18 protein-coding genes are annotated in these 17,061 nt (G+C 65.1%); 16 read left to right on the top strand and 2 right to left on the bottom strand.

The window, feature by feature from the left end; all coding sequences use genetic code 11:
• Positions 1-93 precede the first annotated feature (93 nt).
• From XI06_RS02280 to XI06_RS02215, 14 genes are all read left to right on the top strand, one after another.
• Positions 94-2,388: an FdhF/YdeP family oxidoreductase gene (locus XI06_RS02280; protein ID WP_271604702.1), complete on the top strand. Its 2,295-nt coding sequence runs from the start codon at positions 94-96 to the stop codon at positions 2,386-2,388.
• A 28-nt stretch (positions 2,389-2,416) separates the two neighbouring features.
• Positions 2,417-3,070 carry a cytochrome c3 family protein gene (locus tag XI06_RS02275; protein ID WP_128962265.1) on the top strand — a complete coding sequence of 218 codons (654 nt, stop codon included), beginning with the start codon at positions 2,417-2,419 and terminating at the stop codon, positions 3,068-3,070.
• Complete coding sequence (locus tag XI06_RS02270; protein ID WP_237873103.1) at positions 3,058-5,895, top strand: 4Fe-4S dicluster domain-containing protein; 2,838 nt, start codon at positions 3,058-3,060, stop codon at positions 5,893-5,895. The genes XI06_RS02275 and XI06_RS02270 overlap by 13 nt, the downstream gene beginning before the upstream one ends.
• A gap of 2 nt (positions 5,896-5,897) precedes the next feature.
• Entirely contained in the window at positions 5,898-7,265 is a 1,368-nt protein-coding gene (gene nrfD / locus XI06_RS02265) for an NrfD/PsrC family molybdoenzyme membrane anchor subunit (RefSeq protein ID WP_237873104.1), read from the top strand.
• Positions 7,262-7,780, top strand: coding sequence for a DUF3341 domain-containing protein (locus XI06_RS02260; RefSeq protein WP_237864868.1), 519 nt, complete (start codon positions 7,262-7,264; stop codon positions 7,778-7,780). Before nrfD ends, XI06_RS02260 begins: the two co-directional genes overlap by 4 nt.
• A 2-nt stretch (positions 7,781-7,782) precedes the next feature.
• Positions 7,783-8,307 carry a c-type cytochrome gene (locus XI06_RS02255; RefSeq protein ID WP_237873169.1) on the top strand — a complete coding sequence of 175 codons (525 nt, stop codon included), beginning with the start codon at positions 7,783-7,785 and terminating at the stop codon, positions 8,305-8,307.
• Complete coding sequence (locus XI06_RS02250; RefSeq protein WP_237873105.1) at positions 8,304-9,374, top strand: hypothetical protein; 1,071 nt, start codon at positions 8,304-8,306, stop codon at positions 9,372-9,374. Before XI06_RS02255 ends, XI06_RS02250 begins: the two co-directional genes overlap by 4 nt.
• A complete protein-coding gene (locus tag XI06_RS02245) occupies positions 9,364-9,768 on the top strand; it encodes a hypothetical protein (RefSeq protein ID WP_237873106.1) in 405 nt (134 codons plus the stop codon). Before XI06_RS02250 ends, XI06_RS02245 begins: the two co-directional genes overlap by 11 nt.
• Positions 9,765-10,538 (top strand): SCO family protein, encoded by a 774-nt coding sequence (locus XI06_RS02240; RefSeq protein ID WP_237864871.1) that lies wholly within the window; start codon positions 9,765-9,767, stop codon positions 10,536-10,538. Before XI06_RS02245 ends, XI06_RS02240 begins: the two co-directional genes overlap by 4 nt.
• Positions 10,535-11,476 (top strand): cytochrome c oxidase subunit II, encoded by a 942-nt coding sequence (coxB, locus tag XI06_RS02235; RefSeq protein WP_128962272.1) that lies wholly within the window; start codon positions 10,535-10,537, stop codon positions 11,474-11,476. Before XI06_RS02240 ends, coxB begins: the two co-directional genes overlap by 4 nt.
• Positions 11,469-13,142, top strand: coding sequence for a cytochrome c oxidase subunit I (locus XI06_RS02230; RefSeq protein ID WP_237864872.1), 1,674 nt, complete (start codon positions 11,469-11,471; stop codon positions 13,140-13,142). The genes coxB and XI06_RS02230 overlap by 8 nt, the downstream gene beginning before the upstream one ends.
• Positions 13,139-13,783, top strand: a complete 645-nt coding sequence (locus XI06_RS02225) for a cytochrome c oxidase subunit 3 (RefSeq protein WP_128962274.1) — start codon at positions 13,139-13,141, stop codon at positions 13,781-13,783. Before XI06_RS02230 ends, XI06_RS02225 begins: the two co-directional genes overlap by 4 nt.
• Positions 13,780-14,079: a cytochrome C oxidase subunit IV family protein gene (locus XI06_RS02220; RefSeq protein WP_128962275.1), complete on the top strand. Its 300-nt coding sequence runs from the start codon at positions 13,780-13,782 to the stop codon at positions 14,077-14,079. The genes XI06_RS02225 and XI06_RS02220 overlap by 4 nt, the downstream gene beginning before the upstream one ends.
• A gap of 112 nt (positions 14,080-14,191) precedes the next feature.
• A complete protein-coding gene (locus XI06_RS02215; protein WP_271604570.1) occupies positions 14,192-14,407 on the top strand; it encodes a hypothetical protein in 216 nt (71 codons plus the stop codon).
• 227 nt (positions 14,408-14,634) lie between these two features.
• Here XI06_RS02215 and XI06_RS02210 read toward each other — a convergent pair whose 3' ends face one another.
• Together XI06_RS02210 and XI06_RS02205 are read right to left on the bottom strand one after the other, a co-directional pair.
• Positions 14,635-14,865, bottom strand: coding sequence for a DUF6894 family protein (locus XI06_RS02210; RefSeq protein ID WP_237864875.1), 231 nt, complete (start codon positions 14,863-14,865; stop codon positions 14,635-14,637).
• A 327-nt stretch (positions 14,866-15,192) separates the two neighbouring features.
• Entirely contained in the window at positions 15,193-15,528 is a 336-nt protein-coding gene (locus XI06_RS02205; RefSeq protein ID WP_333909305.1) for a hypothetical protein, read from the bottom strand.
• Positions 15,529-15,589: 61 nt separating this feature from the next.
• On the opposite strand from XI06_RS02205, the gene XI06_RS43430 reads away from it, so the two are divergent.
• Positions 15,590-15,835: a hypothetical protein gene (locus XI06_RS43430; protein WP_333909304.1), complete on the top strand. Its 246-nt coding sequence runs from the start codon at positions 15,590-15,592 to the stop codon at positions 15,833-15,835.
• Between the two features lie 161 nt (positions 15,836-15,996).
• A partial coding sequence (locus tag XI06_RS02195) for a PAS domain-containing protein (RefSeq protein WP_271604569.1) occupies positions 15,997-17,061 on the top strand: 1,065 nt, incomplete at its 3' end.

The raw sequence follows: 17,061 nt of genomic DNA, 5'->3' as shown, positions 1-17,061 counted from the left end.
GCGGCCTCGCCAGAGAAAGTTCATGCCGAGGAACCGCAGCCATCAACATACGTTGGCGAAGCGGCTGACGACTTCCCGACGAGAAGCATGACCATGGTGCAATCCAACGAAGCTGGTAACGACGCAACGGAAACGGTCGAATATGACGGCCCGGCTGGCGGCTGGGGGTCTCTCAAGGGAATCGCGCGGATCTTCGGCAAGGAATGGGATTCGCCGACCGCACTGGATACGCTTCGCCGGCAGAACAAGCCGAAGGGCTTCATGTGCGTGTCCTGCTCCTGGGCCAAGCCGGCGGACTATCACGCATTCGAATTCTGCGAGAATGGCGCCAAGGCGACGCTCTGGGAATTGACCTCACGCCGCTGCACGCCGGACTTCTTTGCCGAACACACGGTGAGCGACCTGCTCGCCTGGAGCGATTACGACCTCGAGCAGCAGGGCCGGCTGACGCATCCGCTGCGCTACGACAGCGCGACCGACAAATACGTCGCCTGCTCCTGGGAGGAAGCCTCTCAGGCGATCGGGACGCAATTGAAGGCGCTCGATCCCAAGTCGGTGGTGTTCTACTCGTCGGGCCGCGCCAGCCTGGAGACATCCTATCTCTACGCCCTGTTCGCGCGCGTCTACGGCAACAACAACCTGCCGGACAGTTCGAACATGTGCCACGAGACGACGTCGGTCGCGCTCAAGAAGCTGATCGGCGCCGGGGTCGGGACCGTCGTGTTCGACGACCTTAGCAATTGCGATGCGATGTTCTTCTTCGGACAGAACACCGGATCGAACAGCCCGCGCTTCCTGCATCCGCTGCAGGACGCGGCCAAGCGCGGGGTGCAGATCATCACCTTCAATCCGGTTCGCGAGAAGGGCCTGGAGTTCTTCGTCAATCCGCAAAGCCCGACCGAAATGCTGACGGGTCACAGCACCCAGATCAGCAGCCAGTATCACCAGGTGAAAGTCGGCGGCGATATCGCGGTCATCGTCGGCATCTGCAAGCACGTCTTCGCCGCCGACGATGCGGCCAAACAGCAGGGAAAACGCGTCATCGATGCGCCCTTCGTCGAACAGCACACCCAGGGCTTCGAGGCGTTCGAGGCCAAGGTCCGGGCAACTCCGTGGAGCGAGATCGAAACTGCCTCCGGTCTCAGCCGGGAGGTCATCGAAGGTGCCGCCCAGGTCTATGTCGAGGCCGACCGCGTCATCGGGATCTACGGCATGGGGCTGACCCAGCACGTGCACGGCTTCCAGAACGTCGCCATGCTGGTCAACATGCTGCTGCTGAAAGGCAATATCGGCCGCGACGGCACCGGGATCTCGCCGGTGCGCGGGCATTCGAACGTGCAGGGCCAGCGCACGGTCGGCATCTCGGAAAAGCCCGAACTGGTTCCGCTCGACAAATACGCCAAGCAGTTCGGGTTCGAGCCGCCGCGCGACAAGGGCATGAACACGGTGGAGACCTGCGAGGGTGTGCTCGCCGGCAAGGTCAAGGCCTTCGTCGGATTGGGCGGCAACTTCGTGCGTGCGATTCCCGAACGCGCCAAGATGGAGCAGGCCTGGCGCGACCTCGAGCTGACGGTGCAGATCGCGACCAAGCTCAACCGCAGCCACCTGATCCATGGCAAGGCCGCCTATCTGCTGCCTTGCCTCGGCCGCACCGAGGAAGACGTCCAGGCGAGCGGGCAGCAGGCCGTCACCATGGAGGACACGTTCAGCTGCATCCAGGGCTCGATCGGGCTGCGCAAACCGGCGAGCGAGCATCTCAGATCCGAGGTCGCGATCGTGGCGGGTCTTGCCAAGGCGACGCTGCGGCCCTACCCGAAGCTGACCTGGGATGCGTGGGTCGGCAATTATGACCTGATCCGCAACGAGATCGCCGAAACCTATCCGGACGAATTCCACGATTTCAACGCGCGGATGTTCACGCCGGGCGGCTTCTACCGCGGCAACTCGGCCCGCGAACGGATCTGGAAGACCGAAAGCGGCAAGGCCGAGTTCACCGTGCCGGACACGCTGACCTCGACCGGCTTTTCCGATGCGCCCGGCCGCTACCGGCTGCTGACCATGCGCAGCAACGACCAGTTCAACACGACCATCTACGGCTACAGCGACCGCCTGCGCGGCATCGAGGGTACGCGGGACGTGCTGCTGATGAATCCGGACGAGATCGCGCGCGCCGGCCTGCAGGACGGCCAGATGGTCTCGCTGGTCAGCGACGCCGAGGACGGCGTCGCGCGCGAAGTGGGACCGCTCAAGGTGACCCCGTTCAAGCTGCCGGACGGCTGCGTCGGCGCCTACTACCCGGAAATGAATCCGCTGATCCCGCTGTCGCACCACGACAAGCACTCCAAGACGCCGGCGGCAAAATCGGTCCCGGTTCGCATTCGCGCGTGACGGCACGGCTACGGCAGGGGGCCGACGGATGCAGCTTTTTCGTCCCGGCGCGAACACGATCGCCATGCTGGTGATCGCGGCGATTGGAGCGACTCCGGTGCTGGCCGTCGGCCTGTCCTATCAATTGATGCGCTCGCCCTATGCGACCGACCAGAACGTCACGCGGAACCAGCCCGTGCCGTTCAGCCACGAGCATCATGTCTCAGGGCTCGGGCTCGACTGCCGCTACTGTCACACCTCGGTCGAGAAGGCGCGCTTTGCCGGCATGCCGCCGACCGAGACCTGCATGACCTGCCATTCGCAGATCTGGACCAACGCGCGGATGCTGGCGCCGGTGCGCGAGAGCCTCGCCAAAGGCCAGCCGATCGCATGGACGCGCGTCCATCGGCTGCCGGACTACGTCTATTTCGATCATTCGGTTCACGTCGCCAAGGGCGTCGGCTGCACGACCTGCCATGGCGAGGTCGGACAGATGCGGCTGATGCGGCAAGCGGCGCCGCTGACGATGCAATGGTGCCTCGACTGCCATCGCAACCCCGCGCCGCATTTGCGTCCCACCGAGGCGGTGTTCGACCCCAACTGGCACGCCCCGAAGGACCAGGCCGAGGCCGGCGCGAGGCTCGCCGCCACCTATCACATCCACACAGACCATCTGACGGACTGCACGATATGCCACCGCTGACCGAACTGCCGACGCGGCCCGAACCGGCGCGGCGCAGCAAGCTCAACCGGCGCCAGGCCCTCAGCCTGCTCGCGACCAGCATGGCCAGCAGCCTCGCGGCCTGCAGCAAGCCGGACCAGCAGATCCTCCCCTATATCCGGATGCCGGAGCGGATCGTTCCCGGCGAGCCGCTGAAATTCGCGACGACGCTCGGACTTGCCGGACTAGGGCGCGGCGTCATCGTCACCGCGATCGACGGACGGCCGATCAAGGTGGAAGGCAATCCGCGCCATCCCGGCAGTCTCGGCGCCACCGACGTGTTCGCCGAGGCCGCGGTGCTGTCGCTCTACGATCCGGACCGCTCGCGCACCATCCTTCATGACGGCGCCATTGCGTCGCGCGAAGCGCTGCAAGGTGCGCTGGCAAGCCAGCTCGCCGACGCCCGCAATCGTCAGGGCGACGGCCTGCGGCTATTGACCGGCCGCACCACATCGCCGACCGCGCTCCGCCAGATCGATGCCCTGCTCCAGGCGTTCCCCGCCGCGGCGTGGCACGCCTACGACCCGACCGACGACGACAACGCGCGCCAGGGAAGCCAGCTCGCGCATGGCCGGCCGCTTCGCGGCGTAGCCGACCTCGCCAAGGCGCGCGTGATCGTTGCGCTGGATGCCGATCCGATCGGGCACGGGCCCGACCAGATCCGGCACGGCCGCGGCTTCGCCGAAGGCCGAAGCGATGCCAACAGCTTCTCGCGTCTCTATTGCCTCGAAAGCGGCTTCACGCTGACAGGCGCCAAGGCCGACCAGCGGCTGGCACTGCGACCCGAGGCCATCGAACGCTTCGCGATGAGTCTGGCGGGGGAGCTCGGTGAAGCTCGAGGGGCAACGGAGCTCCCCGAGCGCGAGCGCGCGCTGCTGCGCAAGATGTCGACGGACCTCAGCGCCCACAAGGGCGCAGCGCTCGTCATGGCGGGACCGACGCTGTCGAAGGAGATCCATGCGCTGGTTCACTGGATCAACGCGCAGATCGATGCACCAGTCCGTCTCATCGAGCCGATCGATCGCACGCCGTCGGGCCAGCAGGCCGCCACCCTCGAACAGCTCGCCGGCGATCTCGCGGCGGGGCGCGTGCGCCAGCTTGTCATCGTCGGCGCGAACCCTGTTTATGACGCGCCGGCCGATCTGCAATTCGGGGCGCGGCTGCAGCAGGCGCCGTTCCGTTTGCATATGGGCGAGTATGTCGACGAGACGGCGGCACTCGCAACCTGGCATGTTCCGCAGCATCATGCGCTCGAAGCCTGGTCGGATCTGCGCGCCAGCGACGGCACTGCGAGCATCGTCCAGCCGCTGATCCGGCCGCTCTACTGCAGCTACGGCGTCCACGAGCTGCTGGCCTGGCTCGCCGGGGAGCAGGATGCGAGCGCCTACGACCTGGTGCGGCAGACCTGGCAAAGCGCGGCCACCGGCGATTTCGAGGCGTGGTGGAAGCAGGCGCTGCACGACGGCGTCATCGCCGGGCCCGGCGCCGCCGCCGTCGCCGTGGCTGCGCCGCAACTACCGCCGATGCCGGGCGGCGAAGCACAGGACACGCATGCCGACGGCATCACTCTCATCCTGCGCCCCGATCCCTGCCTGTGGGACGGCTCCTTCGCCAACAATGCGTGGCTGCAGGAGTGCCCCAAGCCGCTGACCAAGCAGGTCTGGGGCAATGCGCTCGCGCTGCATCCCGACGACGCGACGAGACTCGGCGTCGCCTCCGGCGATATCGTCACGATCGGTGCCGGCGATCGAACGCTCGACGTGCCGGTTCTGACCGAGCCCGGGACCGCAGCCGGGGTCGGCACGCTCACGATCGGCGCGGGCCGGCACAAGGCGGGCGCAATCGGTGACGGCGTCGGCGCAAATGCCTATGCGCTGCGAACCGGAGAGCATCGCTGGCGCATTCCAAGCGTCTCGGTCACGCGAAGCGGACGCCGGGAGCCGATCCTAACCACGCAAAACGTGGTGCGGACGCCGAACGATGTCCGCGAACTCTATCCGCTGTACCAGCTCGGCCATACGCCGGCCGCGGCAGCCTTGGACGACACGCCGAGCCTGATGCCGCGGACCATCCAGTCGAGCGATGGTCATGCCTGGGCGATGGTGATCGATACGTCGGTCTGCATCGGCTGCAACGCCTGCGTGGTGTCGTGCCAGGCTGAGAACAACGTTCCCGTCGTCGGACCGGAGCAGATCGCGATGGGGCGCGACATGCACTGGATGCGCGTCGATGCCTACGATCATGGCATGGCGAACGGGAGGCCGCTCGGCTTCCAGCCGGTACCCTGCATGCATTGCGAGCATGCGCCGTGCGAACCGGTCTGTCCGGTCGCGGCGTCCGTGCACGACCATGAAGGCCTGAACGGGCAAATCTACAATCGCTGCATCGGCACCCGCTTCTGCGAAGCGAACTGCCCGTACAAGGTCCGTCGCTTCAATTTCTTCGGCTACGCCGACGGCGAGGAATACGCTAATCTCGGCGCGGACTCCTATCGCGGGCAAAAAAATCCGGAGGTGACCGTTCGCGCCCGTGGCGTGATGGAAAAGTGCACGTATTGCGTCCAGCGGATCAGCGGCGCGCGGCGCAGCGCGGAGCGCGAGAATCGCACGCTCGGTCCGGACGAGGTGCGCACCGCCTGCCAGAACGCCTGCCCAACGCGCGCCATCAGCTTTGGCGACCTCAACCACACCGATGCCGAGATCAATCGCGATAAGGCCGATCCGCGCCACTATGCCCTGCTCGGGCATCTCGGCACGCGGCCGCGGACCACTTATCTGGCCGACCTGCGCAATCCCGCGGAGGAGTAGACATGAGCCAAGTCCTCGTGCCGCAACAGCCGCCCGCGCATCGCTGGATTTCGGCGGAGCGCGCCGACGACGTCGCGATCACCCAGGCCATCGCCGACCCGCTGTTCACCGGGTTCGGCAAGCGGTGGTGGCTCGCGCTGCTCGCCACCCTGCCCTTCGTGCTCTGGCTGCTGGTCGCGATCGTCTGGCTGTTCTACCGCGGCATCGGCATCTGGGGCATCAACTCCACCATCGTGTGGGGCGTTGCCATCGCCAATTACGTCTGGTGGATCGGCATCGGCAACGCCGGCACGTTGATTTCGGCGATGCTGCTGCTGACCAGGCAGCGATGGCGAGCCTCGATCAACCGCTTTGCGGAAGCCATGACGCTATTCGCGGTCGCGATCGCCGGGCTGATGCCGATCATTCATCTCGGCCGGCCGATCTATGCCTACTGGCTCGCGCCCTATCCGAACACGATGGCGCTGTGGCCGCAATGGCGCAGCGCGCTGGTCTGGGACTTCTGGGCCATCGTCAGCTATCTGCTGTTCTCGATCCTGTTCTGGTACGTCAGCCTGATCCCCGACCTCGCCACCCTGCGCGACCGCGCGCCGCGGCGAGGGGCCCAGCTCGTCTACGGCGCATTCGCGCTGGGCTGGCGCGGCTCGGCGCGGGAATGGTCGCGGCTCCAGACGCTGCACAGCACGATGGCGGCGCTCGGCGTGCCGCTGGTCTGTTCGGTCCATTCGATCGTCGGCCTCGATTTCGCCGCCAGCCTCATGCCCGGCTGGCAGGAGAGCATCTTCCCGCCCTATTTCGTGGTCGGCGCAATGTATTCCGGCTTCGCGATGGTCGTCGTGCTCGCAGCGGGGATCCGATGGGGGCTCGGCCTCCAGGCCATCATTACGCCCCGGCATTTCGACGCGATGGCCCGCATCCTGTTGATGGCCTCCATCGTGATGTTCTATTCCTATGCGACCGAGTGGTTCATGGGCTGGTATGGCGGCGAGCATGCCGACCGCGCCGTTGTGCGCTTCGAGTTCACCGGCACCTACGCGCCGCTGTACTGGGCGCTCCTGACCTGCAACTGCCTCGTGCCTCAGCTCCTGTGGTGGCCGTTCGCGCGACGTTCGTTGCCGGTGCTCATTCTTGTCGCCATCGCGATCAACATCGGAATGTGGCTCGAGCGTATCCTCATCGTCTGGAATACGCTGTCGCACGACTACATGCCTTCGCTATGGCGCAGTTTCCATTTTACCTTCTGGGACTGGAGCTTCCTGATCGCGCCACTCGGCTTCTTTGCCTTCCTGTTCCTGCTCTTCATGCGGCTGATCCCGAGCGTGTCGATGTTCGACATGCGCGAACTCGCCCACGAGGAGGCCGCCGCATGACCGCGACGCTGGTAGCGCAGTTCCTCGACGCCGAAACACTGCAAGCGGCCTTGCGGCGCGTGAAGAGCACGGGCCATGCCGCACTGGACGCCTTCACGCCCTACCCGATCGAAGGGCTGGCGGAACAGCTCGGCCTCGATCGCTCGCGGATAAGGGTGGCGATGCTGATCGGCGGGCTCGCGACCGCCGCTTTCGCGTTCGGCCTGCAATGGTACAGCGCCGTGATCGACTATCCGATCGACAGCGGGGGCCGGCCGCTCAATTCCTGGCAGGTGTTCCTGCTGGTCCCCTTCGAGGTTGGCGTGTTTGCCGCCGCCCTCACCGGCGTGATCGCCTTTCTGCGGTCGTGCCGCCTGCCGCGGCTGCACGATGCCCTGTTCGAAATCCCGGGTTTCGAGCGCGCGACCCAGGATCGCTACATCCTGGTCGCCGCCTCCGAAGCCGATCCCAGAGATTTGCGGACGGTACTCACCGAGGCCGGCGCGGTCGTGGTGACGGAGCTGCGCGCGCCATGACGATCCGCCGGCTGCTCTGCTTGATGATGCTGCCCGCCGCGCTCGGTGGCTGCGGCGACCACTCGATGACGCAGCAGAACCGCTACGGCACGTTTACGAAGGCGGCGCTGTTCAGGGACGGCACCGAGGCCCAGGTCCCGCCGAAGGGCGCCATCGCGCAGGGCGAGCTCGATCGCGCGCGGCAGGTCGCGACGCCGCCGCCCGTCGACATGGCGCTGCTGGCGCGCGGCCGCGAGCGTTTCGGCATCTACTGTTCGCCCTGCCACGGACTCTCCGGCCATGGCGACGGCATGATCGTGCAGCGCGGCTTTCCCGCCCCGCCGTCGTTTCATTCGAGCCGGCTGCGCGCCGCCGACGCCCGGCACTTCTTCGACGTGATCACCAACGGTTACGGCGCGATGTATTCCTATGCCGCGCGCGTCGAGCCGCGCGACCGCTGGGCCATCATCGCCTATATCCGCGCGCTTCAGCAGTCGCAGCGGACCGATATGACCGAGGTCCCGCAGCTGAGGAGCAAGCTGCCATGATCGCGGCATCGCATAGGCAGACTCTGTCGGCATTCGGCAACCGGCATGCGGCGGCCGGGCTTGCGCTGCTGACGCTCACGGCCGCGCTGTTGCTCGTTCTCGGGCGCCTGGCTATTTATCCACCCCTGCTGCAGGGCTGGCTGCTGGCGTTCGCCATCTGGAGCTGCGCCCCGGTCGGCAGCATGAATTTGCTGCTGATCCACCGCCTGACCGGCGGGGTCTGGGGCATCGCTGCTGCACCGGTCCTGCGTCCGCTCGCCGCCATGATGCCGCTCGTTGCCATCGCCTTCGTTCCGGTGCTCGCCACACTGCCGGCAGTCTATCCTTGGGCTGCGGATCCCGGCGAGATCAAGCCGGATGTCGCGGCCTGGTATCTGAGTCAGGCATCCTTCATCCTGCGGGCGGTGATCACCCTGGCGGGATGGTCGGTTCTGGCAGTGATCTTTGCGTCCGGCCTCGGCGGAAGGCTATTGTCCGGGCTCGGCCTCGCCTTCTTCGGGCTCACCATCAGCGTGGTCGCGATCGACTGGTTCCTGTCGGTCGAGCCGCACTACGTGTCCACCGCCTTCGCATCGATGATCGCCATCCAGCAGTTGCTGGCGGCGCTCGCCGTGCTGGCCGTCGTCGGGATCGCCAATGTCGCAGGCCGGGCGAGGAGCGACATCGGCAAGCTGCTGATGCTCACGCTGCTGGGCGTTGTCTATCTCACCTACATGACGTTCGTGGTCGCCTGGTATGGCGATCTGCCGCACAAGGCGGCGTGGTTCCTCAAGCGCGGCACCGACACATGGGCTGCGGTGCTGATCGCAACTTTCGTCATTGGGGCAGTTCTGCCGTTCACGATGCTTCTGCTCGCGGGCGTACGCGCCAGCCGTGCCGGCCTGCGTGCCGTCGGTGTTCTCCTGCTGCTCGGGACCGGCCTGCACTTCGCCTGGCTGATCCTGCCCGCGTTTGCCCGGCAACCCGCCGTCGCCCTGGCCGGCCTGGGTTCGCTCGTCATCCTGACCGCGTCTTCCATGCTGTTCGGTCGAGGCCTCGCATTCGGAGGCAAGCGCCATGCCGGTTGAGGAGATGGGACATCGCGCGCTGCCGCAACCGGCCGATGTTGACAACCGCGTCGTCCTGGCCGTCGTCGGCGGCTTCCTGCTGTTCGTGGCGGCTGCTATCGCTGGACTTTTGCTGTTTCTGAACGCCCAAGTGCCAAGCGCCTTCCTCCCGCGCACGGAGCGGCGGTTTCCGGCGCCGGCGTTGCAGACATCGCCGCAGGCCGACCTCGCGCGCTTCGAGGCCGAGCAGCAGGCCCGGTTCTCCGGCTATGCCTGGGTGGATCGCGACCACAATAAGGCGCGCATCCCGATCGATCAGGCGATGCAGCTCATCGCCGGCCGTGGCCCGCATGCCTATGATGCGATCGGGGATCACGACGCTCAACCGCCCCCTGCCGACGGAGGCAAGCCATGAGGCGGGCTCTCCTCGTTCTTTCGCTGGTGCTGTGGCCAGCGCTTGCGCGGGCCGGATTGACCGAGCAGGAGATCGGGCGCGTCGCCTTCGATCCGCGAGCCGATGCGCATGTCCCACTCGCCTTGCAATTCACCGGTCTCGACGGCCGTCCCGTGTCGATCGGCGATGCGGTCGCCGGGCGTCCGACGCTGCTGATCCCGGCCGACTTCACCTGCCGGCAGATCTGCGGGCCGGCGCTGACGATCGCGAGTTCTGCCTTGCAGCAGAGCGGGCTCGCAGCGGGACGCGACTACAGCCTCGTCATCGTCGGGATCGATCCGCGCGACAGCCGCGACGACGCACGGCGCTTCACGGAGGGACAGATCGGCCAGGCCGGGACATCGGTGTTGACCGGATCGCCCGGCAGCGTCCGCACACTGCTCGACAGCATTGGTTATCACACCGCATTCGACCGCAGCCGTGACGCCATCGCGCATCCGGCAGCCTTCGTCACGCTCGCACCGGATGGACGGGTCGTCCGCTCGCTCTCCAGCCTTGCGCTGCAGCCCGCCGATCTGCGTCTCGCGCTGCTCGAGGCCGGCAACGGCCGCATCGGCGGCCTCCCCGGCCGAATCGCACTGCTATGCTACGGATTCGATGCTGTGCACGGCATCTACACCAGCAGGATCGCGGTGATCCTGCAGCTTCTCGGCGGCGCCACGGTCGCCGCGATGGCGGGTCTGATCGGGCTGTTGCTGGTGCGCGGCAGACGACGCGGAGCTTCGGCATGAACTCGCTGTTCAGCCTGCCCGAGGCCAGCACGCACGCCGTCACGGTGGATCACATCTTCTACCTGCTGCTCGCGTTGTCCGGGGCGACCGTCGTGCTGGTATTCGGGCTGATCCTGCTGTTCGCCGTGCGCTACCGGCGCGGATCGAAGGCCAAGCGCGGTCCGATGCCGGAGTTTCTCGGCCGCGAGTTCGAGATCGGCTGGACGCTCGCGACGCTCCTCACCTTCGCCTTCCTGTTCTGGTGGGCCTCCTCCGCCGACCTCAGTAGCCTCGCGGCGCCGCCGCATGCGCTGGAGATCCATGTGGTCTCGAAGCAGTGGATGTGGAAGACGCAGCACGCGAACGGGGCCCGCGAGATCAACGCGCTGCATGTTCCCTTGCACGAGCCGGTGCATCTGCTGATGAGTTCGCAGGACGTGATCCACTCCTTCTACGCGCCGGCGTTCCGCGTCAAGCAGGACGTGGTGCCCGGACGCGATACCGACATCTGGTTCGAGGCGAGCAAGACCGGCACCTTCCCGCTGCTCTGCGCCGAATATTGCGGCACCAACCATTCGGCGATGCGTGGCGAGATCGTCGTCATGCAGCCCGAGGATTACGCCAAATGGCTGACCCGCCAACCCGAAGGCGACGACCTCGCTCATGAAGGTGCCAAGCTGTTCGTCTCGCAGGGCTGCTCTGGCTGTCACGCCACATCCTCCAATGTCCACGCGCCGCGCCTTGCCGGCCTCTATGGCCGCGCGGTCCAGCTCGCCGACGGGCGCACTGTCACCGCCGACGACGCCTATCTCCGCGACTCCATCCTGCAGCCGAAGCGCGACGTCGTCGCCGGCTTCGAGCCGATCATGCCGAGCTTCAAGGGGCTGCTCGACGACGGCGAGATTCAGAGCCTGACCGCCTATATCCGCTCGCTCGGGGAGGAGCCGCCCAATGACTGATTCCCTGCTCGCCGGAGAGCTGCCGCTGCCGCCGCGCCCGGATTACCTGCGCCACGGATCGACGGTGTGGTCCTGGCTTTCCACCACCGATCACAAGCGCATCGCGATCCTCTACGCGGTGACTATCACCATCTTCTTCTTCCTCGGTGGCGCGGCGATCACCGCTGTGCGGCTCGAGCTGTTCCAGCCGAACGGCTGGCTGATGACCTCGGACAGTTACAATAAGCTGTTTTCGTTCCACGGCATCATCATGGTCTGGTTCTTCCTGGTGCCGTCGATCCCCAACACCCTCGGCAACTTCCTGCTGCCGCTGATGATCGGGGCGCCGGACGTCGCCTTCCCGCGCCTCAATCTGTTCAGCTGGTACCTGACCATCGCGGCCGGCGCGTTCACCGTCTATGCCCTCGTCGCCGGCGGCGTCGACACTGGCTGGACGTTCTACACGCCCTATTCCTCGATGTTCTCCAACACCCACGTGTTCGCCGCCGCCGCCGGCGTGTTCGTGGTCGGCTTCGCCAGCATCGCCACCGGCGTCAACTTCATCGCGACCACCCACATGCTGCGCGCCCCGGGCATGACCTGGTTCCGGCTGCCGCTGTTCGTCTGGGCGATCTACGCGACGTCGCTGATCATGGTGCTCGCGACGCCCGTGCTCGCGATCTCGCTGCTGCTGGTGATCGCCGAGCGGGTGTTCGGCCTGCCGATCTTCGATCCCGCGCGCGGCGGCGATCCGATCCTGTTCCAGCACCTGTTCTGGTTCTACTCGCACCCGGCGGTCTACATTATGGTGCTGCCGGCCATGGGCGTGGTGTCCGAGATCATCCCCTGTTTCGCGCGGCGGCGGATCTTCGGCTATGACTTCATGGTCTATGCCATGCTCGCGATCGCCGGCATCGGCTTCTTCGTCTGGGGACACCACATGTTCGTCTCCGGCCAGTCGCCGCTCGCCAGCCTTGTGTTCTCGTTCCTCTCCTTCATCATCGCCGTGCCGTCGGCGATCAAGGTGTTCAACTGGACGGCCTCGCTCTATCGCGGGCAGATCAGCTTCGAATCCCCGATGCTGTACGCGCTCGGCTTCGTTGGATTGTTCACCACCGGCGGTCTCTCCGGGCTGTTCCTCGCGTCGATCCCGGTTGACGTCCACGTCACCGACACCTATTTCGTGGTCGCCCATTTCCACTACATCATGGTCGGCGGCTCGGTCTCGGCCTTCTTCGCCGGCATGCATTTCTGGTGGCCGAAGGTGACGGGCCGGCGCTATCCGGAGAGCTGGGCGAAATTCGCCGCGATCCTGATGTATGCCGGCTTCAACATGACATTCCTGCCGCAATTCTTCGCAGGCTATCTCGGCATGCCCAGGCGCTATCACACCTATCCGGCGGAATTTCAGATCTACAACGTCATGTCCTCCGCCGGCGCGGCGGTGCTCGCCATCGCCTATCTGCTGCCGCTCTTCTACCTCACCTGGTCGCTGTTCTACGGCGGCAAGGCCGGCCGGAATCCGTTCGGTGCGACCGGCCTCGAATGGACCACGAGTTCGCCGCCGCCGCCGAAGAATTTCGACTGGCAGCCCCGGATCGACCGGGCGCCTTACGACTATCACGCCGAGGGCATGTCGGCGGGAACCGATCCGCCGGAAATGCAGAACGCGAAAGAGACGCAATGAGTGACGAAACCGCAATGCTGCGAGAGCCCTGGGTCGATTTCAGCCGCCAGCGCGAAGCCGGCAAGTTCGGCATCTGGGTATTCCTCGCCAGCGAGACGCTGTTCTTCGGCGCCCTGATGCTGACCTACTCGGTCTGCCGGATCGAGCATCCGGCGGCGTTCGCGGCGGCCGGCCGCGAGACGAACATCTGGTACGGCACGATCAACACGGCAGTGCTGCTGACCAGCAGCCTCACCATTGCGGTCGCAGCGCAAGGGGCGGAGAGCTACGCGCGGCTGCGGCGGCTGGTGATCGCATGCCTGGTGGTGACCGCGCTGCTCGGCCTCGCCTTCATCGTCATCAAGGGCTTCGAATACAAAGAAGACATGGACAAGCATCTGGTCCCGGGCGCTGGATTTGCGCTACCGGAGCGAGCAGCGCAGCTGTTCTTTGGATTCTATTGGCTGGTCACGTCGGTCCACGCCATCCACCTGTCGATCGGCATTGCGCTGGTCGGCCGCCTGGTCTGGGTGTTGCTCCGCCGCGAGCTTCCGGTGACGGAGAATCCTGAGATCGAGGTCACCGCGCTGTACTGGCATCTCGTCGACATCGTCTGGATCTTCCTGTATCCGCTGATCTATCTACCGGGACGTTCGTCGTGAGCGAGCCAGACAAATCGGGCCTTACCGTCCGCCGCCTGTGGACGCGAAATCTGGTGATCTGGGCCGCGCTGATGGCGCTGCTGCTACTCAGCCTCGTCTCCGCATACATTCCCATGGGTCGGATAACGACAGCGAGCGGCATCGTGATCGCGATCGCCAAATCGATGCTCGTGGTCCTGCTGTTCATGGAGCTGGCCTCCGCCAGACCCCTGATCCGGCTTGCCGCGATGGCAGGATTGGTGTTCCTGGCCGCGATGTTCGCATTGACGCTGTCCGACATCCTCGCACGCCTGTGAGGTTCGACTTCCAGCTGCGTACAACCTAGCTGCACGACCGGCTTTGGGTTCAAATCGGGAGCCCCGAGGAACATGCCCGCCTCGGACTTGTTTCTTTTCGATGAGTGAACCTTTGCCCGTCGTCATGGAAAATTCGATTCAGATCGCCTGGGATTATCTTGAGCGCACCGGTGACCTCGGCGATCCGTCGGTCGCGAGCAAGGTTCTGCTGGAGTCGGTGGAAAAACTGGTTCGTCGCGGTGAGCGTCGGGTATTGATGCTTTCGAACACGGCCATCAGAGATTACAAGAAATTTTGTGCCGACCGCTCGCTGGAGTTGGTCACCTGATAGATCCAGATTGTCAGATCTGCTTCGGTTTGGGCTGGGTCTGCGAAAACCACCCGTTCCAGCCTTGGGATGAGAAGGGATGTCAGTGCGGGGCGGGCATGCCATGCGAATGCCAGCAGGCGACCGGATTGGAAGAACTCGATGTCTCGAAGGTCATAGCGCGATCACCCACACCGAAAACGCGATGAGCGCCGTGAGAACGATCGCCGCTACTATCACAAGCTTCGTCACTTCGGCTTCTCGGCGCTGATGCGCAGGGTGTAGAGCGGGTTCTGAAACTCGTCGACGACCTCCATGCTCCAGTCCTCCTGCGGGCGCAATCTGCCGTCGAGGCCTTGCAGAATCTGTCCCGCGGTCACCGTCGCCTCCCGCCATGCCGCATGCTTGTCGGGCAACTCCTCGCCCTCTTCGTCTAGCTCGGTGTGGCCATGATGAACGTGGAAAAAATACTTTGGCATAGCAGTCCTCACATGCCGCTCTTTAGGGTCGGAGAGTCGGCCCCGGTTGGGGGGCTTGGGGGCAAGTAGACCGGGGCCGCTCCGCCAGCATCGGCGGCGATGCTCGGCGGGTTATCAATCGGCCTGCGATGCCGGTGGTTCCACGTTGTCGACGCAAACTGGAGATTCGTGGCCGGTCGCCGCCGAATGTGCGAAGCTCGCGGCGATGTATTTTGGCGTCTCGGAGGGATGCCGATGCGCCTTGCATTGCCTTATCTGGGTATCGGTCTCTGTGCGTCGCTGGCAGCGTGGCTACCGGTGCTGCTGCTTTACTGACGCGGAAACAGATTAATGCTTGGCGGTAGTATCCGCACGTAGGTGCCGCTCTCGTGCAGTTCGAGCCCAGCCTCGCTCGCCGGCGAACTCGAGGCAGGCGCCGAACTTGCTGCCTGTTGCCTTCAGCGCGAACAGGAATGTGCGTTGATTTTCGATATGAATGCGACCGTCCTGGACCGGCGCGACACCGGTCGCCAACTCCACCAGTTTGCGGGCCGCGGCTTCCGAATTGGCATAAGGACGGATCTTCACCGAAGCCGAGAGCAAGCCGGACGGATACGGGCAGCTTTTTTCCACCTTCAACGGCCGGGCCAACATCACGATACAGGCTGCTCCGAACGTCTCCAACGATTCACCGGCAGCCTTCCTTTAGAAAAAGGGGCCGCCTGCGCGCATCCAGTACAAGCGGGTGACGTCGCGTTTCTTCGCGCTCTCCAGCTACAAGGGCGACAAGGTTTGGTACGACCGCTGCAATTCGGCTCGCCTGGTCACTATCAACTATCCAGCCAGCGAAGAGCGCGCCTGGACCGGCGTGGTCGCGCGCATCAGCCTCTCGCTCCTGGTAGATAGCGGCGGCCGCCTACCCTGTCTTCAGAACATTCTCGACCCCGATCAGCAACTAGCGGGCGCAGCAGCCGCATCGGCCGCGCGATGAGCCCGCCCGAAACAACCCTCGCGAAGCGGTTCCTTCGCAATTGCGCCAGACGCGTTAAGACCAACGTCACCAAAACATCATCTAGTCCGGCGGGCGGTCGCCACCTTTACGTGTCGTTCGACACTTGGTCCCTAGCCTGTTGATCTGCTGGGGATTTCCCGATGGACTTGTTCTCTCGAATGCGCGCCGCCTTCTCCGTGGGCAGCACGACCGATCCGCTCGGTCGTTCGCTGCTCGTGGAGCAATTCCGCGTGCTGCGCAAGCAGGTTCCGGTTCTCTACGCGGTCCTGCTGATCGACAGCATCAGCGTGGGACTAGTGCTCCCGTCGAACGTTTCGCCGTGGCTCCGGTTTGCGGTCCCGGCCCTACTGCTCGCGATCTGCATGGTCCGGCTGATCCAGTGGCTTCGCCTGAGCGGCGCCGAATTCACCCCCGAGCACGCCTATCGCGAGCTCGTCAGAACCCGTGTCGTCGCGATCGTCCTCAACACGGGCTTCGTGCTCTGGATCCTGGCGCTGTTCGGTGTCGTCGAACCGGAGCTCCGCGCGCCGGTCGCGCTGCTCGTGTTCATGGGCTGCGTAGGCACGGCCTACTGCCTCGGCAGCTTTCCGCCCGCATCGCTCCTGACGATGATTATCGCCGGCACCCCGATCGCGACTGTGCTGCTGCTCTCGGGCGATGGCATGATGATCTCGCTGGGAATCAATCTGCTGCTGCTGCTCCTCCTGCTCGGACGGATGATCAGCACCAATTTCCGATCCTTCGTTCAACTCGTCGGAACTCACGGCCGACTGGCCGAGGAAGGAGACCGCGCACGCGTTGCGGAGAAGACTGCGATGGCCGTGGCCGAGCGCTTCGACCGGGCGCTCAACAACATGTCACAGGGTCTCTGCTTCTTCGACGAGGACCAGTGCCTGATCGTCTGCAACAGGCAGTACCTGGAGATCTACGACCTCGATCCGGACGCCGTCCATCCGGGCATGAAGCTGAACGACATCGTCGATCTGCGCTATGCCGTGGGCAGCGCCCCCAGGATGTCCAAGGAAGACTATCTGGTCTGGCGTAACAGTTCTCCCGTCATCACCGAGGATTCGGACACCACGGTCGAACTGACAAACGGCCGCATCGTGCGCATCCGGCATCGCCCAATGCCCGGCAACGGCTGGGTCGCGACCCATGAGGACATCACCGAGCAGCACCGCACCGAAACGGCACTTGCGCAAGCT

It is taken from the genome of Bradyrhizobium sp. CCBAU 11434 (assembly GCF_028128895.1).
Classification (GTDB): Bacteria; Pseudomonadota; Alphaproteobacteria; order Rhizobiales; family Xanthobacteraceae; genus Bradyrhizobium; species Bradyrhizobium zhengyangense.
This window is presented reverse-complemented; position numbering and strand designations above follow the sequence as displayed.